Origin of the sequence: Caballeronia sp. BR00000012568055, assembly GCF_029439455.1 — a bacterium.
Classification (GTDB): domain Bacteria; phylum Pseudomonadota; class Gammaproteobacteria; order Burkholderiales; family Burkholderiaceae; genus Caballeronia.
Genome location: NZ_JAQFVG010000367.1, coordinates 1 through 11,303 on the forward strand (window position 1 = coordinate 1; position 11,303 = coordinate 11,303).

Sequence of the window (11,303 nt, forward strand, 5' to 3'; positions counted from 1 at the left end):
ACTCGGCGGCCATCCGCAGATGGTGCGCCCGCTGCTCGCGCCCATGGCCGAAGGCGCGACCGAAGCCCGTTACGGCAAGTTATCCGATGCCACGCGTTACAAGCTGCGCGCGTATTCGGCGGCGACGGACAACGTCGGCTTGTTCTTCGGCGAGGACATTTTCGTCGCGTTCGGCGCGATCGTACTGATGACCACGTTCCTGAAGGAAGCCGGCATCGTCGTCGAACCGATGCACGTTGCCGTGTGGGGCATCCCGACCGCGATCTGCGCGTTTCTGATCCACGGCTTCCGCCTCTGGCTACTCGACCGCCGCCTCGCGCGCGAACTCGATGCGCTCACCCGCCACGTCGCCGGAGACAAAGCATGACGTTCACGATCAACTATCTGTTCTATCTCGTCGGAATCGTGCTGCTGGTGGTCGGCGGCATGATTCTGACGGACAAGTCGCATCCGCGTCGCGTAAGCGCGGGCGGATTCTGGCTCGTGTACGCGCTGATCTTTCTGATCGGCGATTGGATTCCGGTGCCGATCGTCGGCATTCTGGTCGTGGCGATGGCGCTGATCGCGGGCTTTGGCGGCGTCACGGGCGCGAAGCCGAAAATGCTGTCCGAAGAGACGCGTCGGCAAAGCGCAAAGCGGCTCGGCAACAAGCTGTTCGTGCCCGCGCTGACCATTCCGATCGTCACCGTCGTCATCACGCTTGGCGCGAGCCACATCGTGTTCGGCGGCACGCCGCTGATCGAGCAGAAGAACGTGACGCTGATCGGCTTCGGCATCGGCTGCGTGTTGGCGCTGGCGATTGCCTGCGTCATGACGCGCGACACCGTCGGCCAGTCGATGCGCGAAACGCGCCGCCTGATCGATGCGCTGTCCTGGGCCGCCGTGCTCCCGCAGATGCTCGGCATGCTCGGTCTCGTGTTCTCTGACGCGGGCGTCGGCAAGGCGGTCGCGCACGTGACGACGTCGTACGTGAACATGGACTATCGATTGGTCGCCGTCGCGGTGTACGTCCTCGGCATGGCGCTTTTCACGATGGTGATGGGCAATGGCTTCGCCGCTTTCCCGGTGATGACCGGCGGCATCGGCGTACCGATTCTCGTCGGCATTTTCCACGGTAATCCCGCGACGATGGCGGCTATCGGCATGTTTTCGGGTTATTGCGGAACGCTGATGACGCCGATGGCCGCGAATTTCAATATGGTGCCGGTGGCGTTGCTGGAATTACCGGATAAGAATGCGGTGATTAAAACGCAAGTGCCAACTGCGATTTCGTTGTTAATCGTCAATATTTTTTTGTTGAACTGGTTGATGTTTATTTAGCGCAAACTCGTTAGCCAAATCGTTCGGAAGTGCCGGCACTGGTTCGCCGGCACCTTCGCTTAAGTCTTCGGATCACCAAAACTACATCAATTCAAGACTTTACGACATCAATGCCGGTGTCACATCCAAGGCATTTCGAGTGACGCGATTGCCTGAAAAACTGCGTAAAACCATAGGCATCATTCCAGCGAATTAAGAGCGCGCCTATATCTGCATTTGGACGCTTTGGCGGAGACTCTCGACGCCTGAATGTTGGTACGCAACCTTTTCGTAAAGCGCGCAACATTTTCGATCTCGATTCCGAACATTTGTTGGTTTGCCGCACGTACGGCGCCGCTCTCGTCATCCCCGAGTACATCGCAGGCAAATGCTCTCTGGCATACGCGCATGTTGCGCGCGCATGCCGGGCAGCTTTACGACAACCAGCCTGTCATGCGATTACCGAGATATTCCCCTTTGGTCGCGGTTCCTTCCGGTTCCGACCTGATAATCCGTTTGTTCGAAACGACTGTCGCCGTTACGAGTGCATGGGCAGCCCGTCGCGCGTTCGGCGCCGACACAATGCCCGCATTCGACAGCGCCGCGACCGCGTTCGCACTGTTTGTCGCGTGGGCCGTTATTTTTACGCGTTCAGAACCGCGCGCCTCGCGTCGCCCTGCGTTGTGTCGCGACATCGCGTTTCCTGCGCTCGGCTGGGTGATCGCGGAAGTCGTCGGCGTGTGGATCGTACGCTGCGTGCATCCGTCTTACGCGCCGTCGATGCCGGCGCTCCTGTGCTGGACTGGACTGACTGCGGCTGGCATCGTCGCGTGCCGGTTACTGGAACGGTTCGCCTGCGTTCGTCGCGCACGTAGTTGCTCGGTGGCGCTGGTTGGCCGCAGCGATCATTGCGCCACGCTCATGCGCCAGATTCAAGCGACGCGGGGTTCGTTGCATCGCGTGGGTGCGTTGTTCGATATCGCCGGGGGCTGCGCGCCGTCTTGCAGCGACACGCCGCGTTTCTGCGATACCGACAAATTCGCCGCCTACGTGCGCGCGCACGACATCGACGAACTGTGGCTCGCGCTCCCGCTCACCGACGAGCCGACCCTGCTTCGCTTCCTCGACATTTTCCGCAACGACCTGCTGAACATCCGATTTCTGCCGGATGTGAGCCGTCTGACGCGCTTCGAGCACGACGCATCCCATTTCGATAATGCGCTCGCAATCAATCTGGTCGCATCGCCGCTCACCGCCGATGCGCTCGCCGGCAAGGCGCTGTTCGATCGCGTATTCGCCGCGTGCGCCGTGCTTGCGACTGCCCCGCTTCTGATTGCGATCGCGCTTGCGGTGAAGCTTTCGTCGCCGGGACCGGTGCTGTTCAGACAACGCCGCCGCGGCGCGAACGGCAAGCCTTTCGGCATCTACAAATTCCGCACGATGCGCGAACACGCGTCGAGCGGCGGCACGCTCGCACAGGCCACCCGCAACGATCCGCGCGTGACACGCCTCGGCGCATTCCTGCGCCGCACCAGCCTCGACGAACTGCCGCAGTTCTTCAACGTGTTGTGCGGCGACATGTCTATCGTCGGGCCGCGCCCGCATGCGATCGAACATGACGCGCTGTATCAGGACATCGTCGATGACTACATCCATCGATATCGCATCAAGCCTGGCATCACGGGTTGGGCGCAAATCAACGGACTTCGCGGCGAAACCGATTCAATCGACAAGATGCAGCAGCGCGTCGAAGCCGACCTCTATTACCTCAGCAACTGGTCATTCGCGTTGGATATACGCATTGTTTTCGCGACCATCGTGCGGGGCTTTGTACACCGCAACGCGTATTGACGCGCAGGATTCGAACATGAAGTTTTCAGTACCGCGCGCCGGCAACGCCCTGCGACGCGTTTCTCTGCCTGGCCGCACCGCCGCAGCGCTCGCGCTGTCGGGATTGCTCAGCGCATGCGCCATTGCGCCGGGCTTCCGCATGCCGGTCACGCCCGACGAACCGTCGAATCAGACGCAAGACGCGGTCGGCACGACGGGTTCGCACATCGCAGCAACGGCTGCGACACCGGCCATTCCCGTGACCGAACTCGATTTCGCGCTGGTCAGGAAGCTGGCCGCCGAACATTCGGATCAACTCGATTCGCACGCCCAACAGCTCTTCAATGCACCGGGCGCGTACACAGTTGGCGTGGGCGACGTGCTTCAGATCGTCGTATGGGATCACCCTGAATTTGCAGCCGCGCTTGGTTCTTCGCAAGGACAGGCATCGTCCAAGGCGAGTGATCCGGCGGCGGGCTTTGTCGTCGATCAGAACGGCAATCTGCATTTCCCGTACGCGGGCGCGCTTGCCGTTAAAGGACTGCGCACGGATCAGATTCAGGAGCGGCTCGCAGGCGCGCTGTCGAAGTATCTCGTCAAGCCGCAGGTCACGGTGCGTGTGGCGTCGTATCGCTCGCGCCAGGTTTATGTCGATGGCGAAGTGCGCAATCCGGGCGCGCTCTCGCTGACCGACGTGCCGATGAATTTCTACGATGCGATCGCCCTTGCCGGCGGCTTCAGCGAGAACGCGGACCAGAGCGATGTCGTGCTGATACGAGGCGGGGCGACGCAGCGGATCGACGTGCCGGATTTGATCGCGCATGGACTGAATCCCTCGCGGCTGTATCTGAAGGCAGGCGATCTTCTGCGTGTCGCGCCGCGCGAAGACAACAGCGTCTACGTGATGGGCGAAGTCAACAAGCCGGGTTCCGCCGTGCCGCGCCGCGATGGCCGCCTGACGCTCGCCGATGCGCTCTCACAAGCCGGCAGCATCAATTCGAGCACAGCCGATACCGCGCAGATGTTCGTGATCCGCTCGCGCGAAGGCGAAGCGCAGGTGTATCACCTCGACAGCCGCTCGCCCGTGTCGATGCTGGTCGCGAAGGAATTCGATCTTCAGCCCAAGGACATCGTTTATGTCGATGGCAGCGGGCTGGTGCGCTTCAACCGTGTGATGACGTTGTTGTTGCCGTTGATCAACACCGGCCTGACGGCGGGGGTGATTGCGAAATGATTCGGTCAGTGTTGATGGTGTGCGAAGGCAACATTTGCCGCAGCCCGCTCGCCGCGGCTTTGCTTGCGCGCGAGTTGCCACATATCGATGTCGCCTCGGCGGGAACGCACGCGCTTGTCGGTGAGCCGGCCCACGAGGTCATCGCAGATATCGCGCGTGCGCACGGCGTAGCGCTCGATTCGCATGTCGCGACGCAACTCGATGCATCGGGTGCGAGCGCAGCGGACCTGATTCTCACGATGACGCAAGCACAACGCGACTGGGTCGAAACGTCGTGGCCGTCCACGCGCGGCAAGGTCTTTCGACTGTGTGATGAACACGGCGCGGACGTCACCGACCCGTATCGACGTCATCGCACGGTGTTCGATCTGGCGCTCGCTCAGATTCAGCATGGCGTCTCGGATTGGAGTCGCACGATTGGAGCGCAACGATGAATAAACTTCCCTTCAAATCGACGCGGCCCGCCGCCGCGAACGATGACGATGAAATCCATCTGTCGGAAATCTTCGCGGTATTGCGCGAGAGTCGCGGACTGATCGCGCTAACCACGGCGTGCACGCTGGTGATCGGTTCGGTCTACGCGTTTCTGTGGACGCCGACCTACCGCGCCGACGTGCTTATTCAGGTCGATGACGACAGTGGCGCCGGCACGATCAATGACAAGCTCGGCGACCTTGCCGCGCTGTTTCAGAACAAGTCGAGCGCGGATGCGGAAATCGAATTGATCCGCTCGCGCACGGTAGTGGGCGAGGCCGTGAATCGCCTGCATCTCGATATCGACGTTCGGCCACACTATTTCCCGGTGATCGGTGCGCCGTATGTGCGCTATACCGCAGGCGATGGAATCGCGAACGCGCCGCTCGGGCTTGGAAGCTACGCATGGGGCGGCGAGCGCATCAACGTTTCGAACTTCGAAGTTTCTCCGCAACAGCTCAGCAAGACCTACACGCTGATTGCCGGCCGCGATGAACACTACGAACTTCAGTCGCCGGATGGAAAGACCATTCTGCGTGGCCGCGTCGGCGAAACCGCGAAGGCGCAGAGCGCCGATGGTCCGGTCAGCCTGACGGTCGCGTCGCTGCTTGCGCGTCCGGGCACGCGCTTCGACTTGACGCGCTTATCGACACAGCAGACCGTCGCTGACCTGCGGAAAGCGCTCAATATTGCTGAAGTGACGAAACAATCGGGCGTAATCGGCATGTCGCTCGACAGCTCGAACGCTGAACAAGTCACGACGACCGTCAACACAATTGCAACGCTTTACGTACAGCGCAACGTTGACCGGAAGTCCGCGCAAGCAGAGCAGATGCTCGCCTTCCTTGGCGACCAGTTGCCGCAACTACGCGCCGATCTGGATCGCGCCGAAGCACGCTACAACGCGTTCCGTGCGAAGAACGGCGCGATCGATCTGGAAGAGCAAAGCAAGCTTCTGCTTCAGACCGTTGTCGATAACCAATCGAAGATCATCGCGTTGCAACAGCAGCGCACGGATCTCGTTCAGCGATATACGGCGCTTCATCCGTTGGTCGTGGCGATCGACGGCAGCATCGGAGAACTCAAGCGTCAGTCCGATGAGCTGGAAAAGCAGATCGGTGGCTTGCCTTCGATGCAACAGGATGCAGTGCGCCTTCTGCGTGATGTAAAAGTCAGTTCCGATCTCTACACCAGTCTGCTCAACAGCACGCAGCAACTGCGCGTGCTGAAGGCCGGTCAGCTCGGCAATGTCCGCACGGTGGATCTTGCCGTTGTGCCCGAAAAGCCGGTGCGGCCGAAGAAGGCGCTGGCGCTCGCGGGCGCTGGCTTGCTCGGTCTGATCGCGGGTTGCGCGCTGGCGCTGGCGCGCCGCATGTTCAATCGCGGACTTGAGACGCCGGCGGAAATCGAGGCGGCAACCGACTTGCCGGTGTACTCGATCATCTCGCACTCGGACCGTCAGACGGCGTTCGAACGTTCGAATCGTCATGTGACGTCGAAGCCGATGATCCTCGCGGACATCGCGCCGAGCGATGTCTCCGTCGAAGGATTGCGAAGCTTGCGTACCGCGTTGCAGTTCGGCGTGCTCAAGCCGCGCAACAACGTGATCATGGTGACGGGCCCGCGTCCGGGCATCGGCAAATCTTTTGTTGCCGGGAACTTCGCGGCCTTGCTGGCTGCAGGTGGGCAACGCGTTCTGCTGATCGATGGCGATATGCGTCGTGGTGATTTGCATCGCATGCTCGCCGTGCCGCTCAAGCCTGGCTTTGCTGAAATTCTGAATGGCGCCGATCCCGAGTCCGTGATTCAGCGCGCTGTGCTTCCGGGTCTCGATGTGATCGCCCGCGGCAGCACGCCAAAGCTGCCTGCCGAACTGTTGATGAGCGAGCGCTGTGCGCGCCTGCTCGCCGATCTGCAAGTCAAGTACGACTACGTGATTATCGACACGCCTCCGGTGCTTGCCGTGACCGATGCCGGATTGATCGGCCGGCACGCGGGCGCGACGCTGCTCGTCGCACGCCACGGTTACCACAGCGCGGCCGAGCTGCGCGAAACGACGCATCAGCTTTCGAGCGCGGGCACGCAGATCGATGGGGTGGTACTGACGGATACGCCGTCAAGAAGCGGTGTGTCTTATGGAGCGTTTTCTCGATATACGAGCGACAGCGAATGATTCTCGAAACTGCATCAACTCCCGTGAAGAAAGTCCTTTTCACGTTCGGCACGCGTCCTGAAGCAATCAAGATGGCGCCGCTCGTCAAGCGCCTCGCGCAAGACGAGCGATTCGAATGCCGCGTGTGCGTAACCGGTCAGCATCGCGAAATGCTTGACCAAGTACTCGCGTTGTTTGATATCCGTCCCGACTTCGATCTGAACATCATGAAGCGCGGGCAAGATCTTTACGACGTCACGACCGCAATTCTCAGTGGCATGCGTGGCGTGCTGGCGACGTATCGCCCCGACATTGTTCTCGTTCACGGAGATACGACCACCACGCTTGCAACGACGCTGGCGGCGTTCTATCAGCGCGTCAAAGTTGCGCATGTCGAAGCGGGACTTCGTACGGGCGACCTGACGTCACCGTGGCCGGAAGAGGCCAATCGCAAGCTCACTGGTGCGCTTGCGTCGCTGCACTTCGCTCCGACGGCTCGCGCGCGTGACAACCTGCTCGCCGAAGGCGTAGCGGATGAAGCGATTGTGGTGACGGGCAACACGGTCATCGACGCATTGCTCCATGTACGCGAACGCCTTGCCAATGACGATGTGCTGTGCGATTTCGCCGAGCGGACGTTGCCCGCGTTCGCGCCCGGACGCCGTCTCGTTCTGGTCACGGGCCATCGCCGCGAGAGCTTCGGCGGCGGCTTCGAGCGGATTTGTTCGGCGCTGGCGCAAATTGCGAATGCATCGCCGGATGTCGATATCGTCTACCCGGTCCACCTGAATCCGAACGTACGCGAGCCGGTGAATCGACTGCTCACGGGGATTGCGAATGTGCATTTGATCGAGCCGCTCGACTATCTGCCCTTCGTACGACTGATGGATCGCGCGGACATCATCCTGACCGATTCGGGCGGCATTCAGGAAGAAGCGCCTTCGCTGCGCAAACCCGTGCTCGTCATGCGCGATACGACCGAACGTCAGGAAGCGGTCGATGCGGGCGTTGTGAAGCTGGTCGGTACGGATGAGCGCGCGATTGTCGAGAGCGTGTTGCTCCTCCTTCGCGATGCGCGAGCGTACGCATCGATGAGCCGCGGTGTGAATCCCTACGGCGATGGACGCGCATGCGAGCGAATCGCCACTGCGTTGCATCGGTTTGAGCTTGAACCTGCGGTAGCTGTCTGAGCATTCTTGGAAGAAGTGAAGGTTATGGAATTTGAAACGATCTCCGTCATTGGCCTCGGATATATTGGCCTGCCCACAGCAGCGGCTTTCGCCGCGCGACGCAAACAGGTGATCGGCGTCGATGTGAATCAACATGCCGTGGACACGATCAATCGCGGTGAGATTCACATCGTAGAGCCGGAACTCGACATGCTGGTTCACGCGGCGGTTACGCAAGGCCACCTTCGTGCGACGACGAAGCCGGAACCAGCCGATGCCTTTCTGATTGCCGTACCGACGCCATTTACAGAAGGACATAAGCCGGATCTTTCGTATATCGAAGCTGCGAGCCGTGCTGTTGCGCCGGTCCTCAAGAAGGGTGATTTGGTTGTGCTCGAATCCACTTCGCCTGTCGGCGCGACTGAACAGATGGCTGCGTGGATGGCTGAGTTGCGGCCGGACCTGAGCTTTCCGCAGCAGCGTGGCGAGGCCTCCGATATTCGCATTGCGCATTGTCCCGAGCGTGTCTTGCCGGGACATGTGATTCGCGAACTGGTCGAAAACGACCGTGTAATCGGCGGCATGAGCAAGCGCTGCGGCGAAGTTGCACGTGAGTTGTATCAGATCTTCGTACGTGGCGAGTGCATTCTCACGAACGCGCGTACGGCTGAAATGTGCAAACTGACCGAAAACGCATCGCGCGATGTGGGAATCGCGTTTGCCAATGAGTTGTCGCTGATTTGCGATCGGCTCGATATCAACGTGTGGGAATTGATTCGGCTTGCGAATCGGCATCCGCGCGTGAATATTCTGCAGCCGGGGCCGGGAGTGGGCGGGCATTGCATTGCTGTGGATCCGTGGTTCATCGTCGATTCGGCGCCGGATGAGGCAAGGCTGATTCGGACGGCGCGAGTGGTGAATGATTCGAAACCGGATTGGGTGATTGAGCGGGTCGAGCGTGCGGCAGAGCGCTTTCGTGATCCGGTGATCGCATGTCTCGGCGTGGCATTCAAAGCAGACATAGATGATCTGCGTGAGAGCCCGGCGCTTGAGATTGCAAGGCATTTGGGCGAGCGGTACGCAGGTCGCGTGCTCGTAGTCGAACCGAATATTCACGAGTTGCCTGCAAAGCTCGAAAGCACGCTCCAGCTGTGTGAATTGAATGAGGCGTTGTTGCGCGCAGACGTGCTTGTGATTCTGGTCGATCACACACCGTTTAAAACGGTCGATCAAATTCGTTTGCAGACGAAGGTGGTGATTGACACGCGTGGAATGTTGTCGCGGGTATGAGGGCGGAACGTGGTCGACAGACGGCGCTCACTCGATTGAAAAAGGGCACGTCCACGTTGTCGAGTCAAGATGCACGTGGCAAGAGCAATAACGTTCGAGTTGGCCGCGATGCAGTCGTCATGGCTGTCGCGTTCATCGCGAACTATGCGGCGTCTTTTGCGACTTTTCCTTATTTGACTCGTGTTTTGGGGCCGACGCATTTCGGCGTGCTCGCGTATGCGTTGGCAATTGCCGCATATGGAGTCATGTTGACAGAGTGGGGAATCAGTCTGTCAGGTCCGCGCGCGGTCGTTGCATGCCGAGACGACAATTCACGTCTCAATGCGTTGATCTGGTCGGTTCTCGGTGCCAAGGCGTTGTTATATGTGGCTGCGACCGTCCTGCTCTTCGCGCTGCTTGCTTTTAGCAATTTCGATAAGGTGGCTCGCACCGCACTCCTGACATCGTGGATCGGCGTTCTAGCGAACGTGTGCACGATGAATTGGCTTTTCCAAGGATTAGAGCGTTTCAAAATTATTAGCGCGATGCTCTTCGTGAGTCGAGCCGTGACCTTGCCACTGACGTTTTGGCTGGTCGTTACACCCGACGACCTTGCTATAGCCGCCGCGATTCAAACTGCAGGTCCGTTATGTGGCGCGTTGCTGTCAATCTGGATTGCACGGCGTGATGGTCTTTTGCATCGCCCGGTAGTCACTTGGTCCGCAATAACGAAACGCCTAACCGAAAGTGTTGATATGTTTGTTGCAACAGCGTCCGTCACACTTTTCGGAGCGGCCAACGCAATCATACTTACGTCGCTGTGCGGCTCATATGCTGCTGGCATCTATGCTGGCGCGGACAAAATACGCACGGTCTGTTCGCTCATTCCGGCACAACTCGGAACGGTCCTGTATCCGAGGATCGCGGCCACACTGAAAAAGCGCGCAAGCGAGGCCGCGCGTTTAACTGTACTCGGTGCGGTGATTATCACAGTGGTTTCGGTATGCGGCGCTGTGATAACGATTACTTTTTCTGAGCAAATTACGGCGATCGTGCTAGGGAGGCACTTTCACGACGCCTCACAAGTGTTGCGCATGCTGGCACTGTCGACAATGTTCGGGAACCTTGCCTATTTCCTTGGCCTTCAAGTACTCGTCCCCTGGGGACGAAGCAAACTTCGCACGTCGGTCATATTCGCAACAGGCTGTCTGAACGTGGTCCTCGCGATAGCTTTAGCGCAACGCTATGCGGCGATGGGGGCGTCCATCTCATTTCTGGCGTGCGAAGTATCGATCCTTATCGCCTACGTCGTTCTTATTTTAAAAGATAGACGACTGCGGCGTTTTGTATCGCTTGGTGCACGTGCGGTGATGACCGAAGGGCGTGCATATTTAGATAGTCGCCGACTTTTTCATACGCCGGAACACAATCCAATACGCGTACTTCACGTAGGTCCGGGTTGGGGCCAGCGAGGCGGGATAGCTTCCGTGCTTGACGAACTTAAGAAGCTTTCTGCGGCTTTCGCCACACAAGATGTGCGAATTCGGTTTTGCGCGACACACGATTTCAGAAGCCCGGTTGGTGTACTTCTCTTTCTGATCGTAGATGTACCTAACTTCGTATTGCAGCTGATGCGAGGCGTTGAAATCGTACATCTTCATGTATCGATCAAGGGGTCATTCCACCGAAAGCTCATTCTCTTTTTGATATCTCGCGTTCTGCGCAAGCGAGTGGTATTCCATTTGCATTCCGGCGACTTTCCGTCTTTCATACGACGATCGACGCGCCTTGTAGCCGTTGCTGCACGACGCTTTTTACGCAACTCCGCTGGGTTAGTCGGGGTGTCTAGCGCGATAGGGGCAGAGATCATTGCATT

9 protein-coding genes are annotated in these 11,303 nt (G+C 59.2%); all 9 read left to right on the forward strand.

The window, feature by feature from the left end:
* Window positions 1-367 (forward strand): 5-oxoproline transporter, DUF969 family subunit (locus P7F28_RS33635; RefSeq protein ID WP_277189694.1); only part of this gene is annotated, 367 nt, incomplete at its 5' end.
* A complete protein-coding gene (locus P7F28_RS33640; RefSeq protein WP_277189695.1) occupies window positions 364-1,320 on the forward strand; it encodes a DUF979 domain-containing protein in 957 nt (318 codons plus the stop codon). The genes P7F28_RS33635 and P7F28_RS33640, both read left to right, overlap by 4 nt.
* 432 nt (window positions 1,321-1,752) lie before the next feature.
* Window positions 1,753-3,150: an undecaprenyl-phosphate glucose phosphotransferase gene (locus P7F28_RS33645; protein WP_277189696.1), complete on the forward strand. Its 1,398-nt coding sequence runs from the start codon at window positions 1,753-1,755 to the stop codon at window positions 3,148-3,150.
* A 16-nt stretch (window positions 3,151-3,166) separates the two neighbouring features.
* Complete coding sequence (locus P7F28_RS33650) at window positions 3,167-4,363, forward strand: polysaccharide biosynthesis/export family protein (protein WP_370467462.1); 1,197 nt, start codon at window positions 3,167-3,169, stop codon at window positions 4,361-4,363.
* Entirely contained in the window at window positions 4,360-4,797 is a 438-nt protein-coding gene (locus tag P7F28_RS33655; RefSeq protein WP_277189697.1) for a low molecular weight phosphotyrosine protein phosphatase, read from the forward strand. The genes P7F28_RS33650 and P7F28_RS33655 overlap by 4 nt, the downstream gene beginning before the upstream one ends.
* Window positions 4,794-7,010, forward strand: coding sequence for a polysaccharide biosynthesis tyrosine autokinase (locus tag P7F28_RS33660; RefSeq protein WP_277189698.1), 2,217 nt, complete (start codon window positions 4,794-4,796; stop codon window positions 7,008-7,010). Before P7F28_RS33655 ends, P7F28_RS33660 begins: the two co-directional genes overlap by 4 nt.
* Before the next feature lie 23 nt (window positions 7,011-7,033).
* Window positions 7,034-8,179 carry a non-hydrolyzing UDP-N-acetylglucosamine 2-epimerase gene (wecB, locus tag P7F28_RS33665; RefSeq protein ID WP_368860391.1) on the forward strand — a complete coding sequence of 382 codons (1,146 nt, stop codon included), beginning with the start codon at window positions 7,034-7,036 and terminating at the stop codon, window positions 8,177-8,179.
* A gap of 24 nt (window positions 8,180-8,203) precedes the next feature.
* Window positions 8,204-9,448, forward strand: a complete 1,245-nt coding sequence (wecC, locus tag P7F28_RS33670) for a UDP-N-acetyl-D-mannosamine dehydrogenase (protein WP_277189700.1) — start codon at window positions 8,204-8,206, stop codon at window positions 9,446-9,448.
* 119 nt (window positions 9,449-9,567) lie between these two features.
* A partial coding sequence (locus P7F28_RS33675) for a flippase (protein WP_277189701.1) occupies window positions 9,568-11,303 on the forward strand: 1,736 nt, incomplete at its 3' end.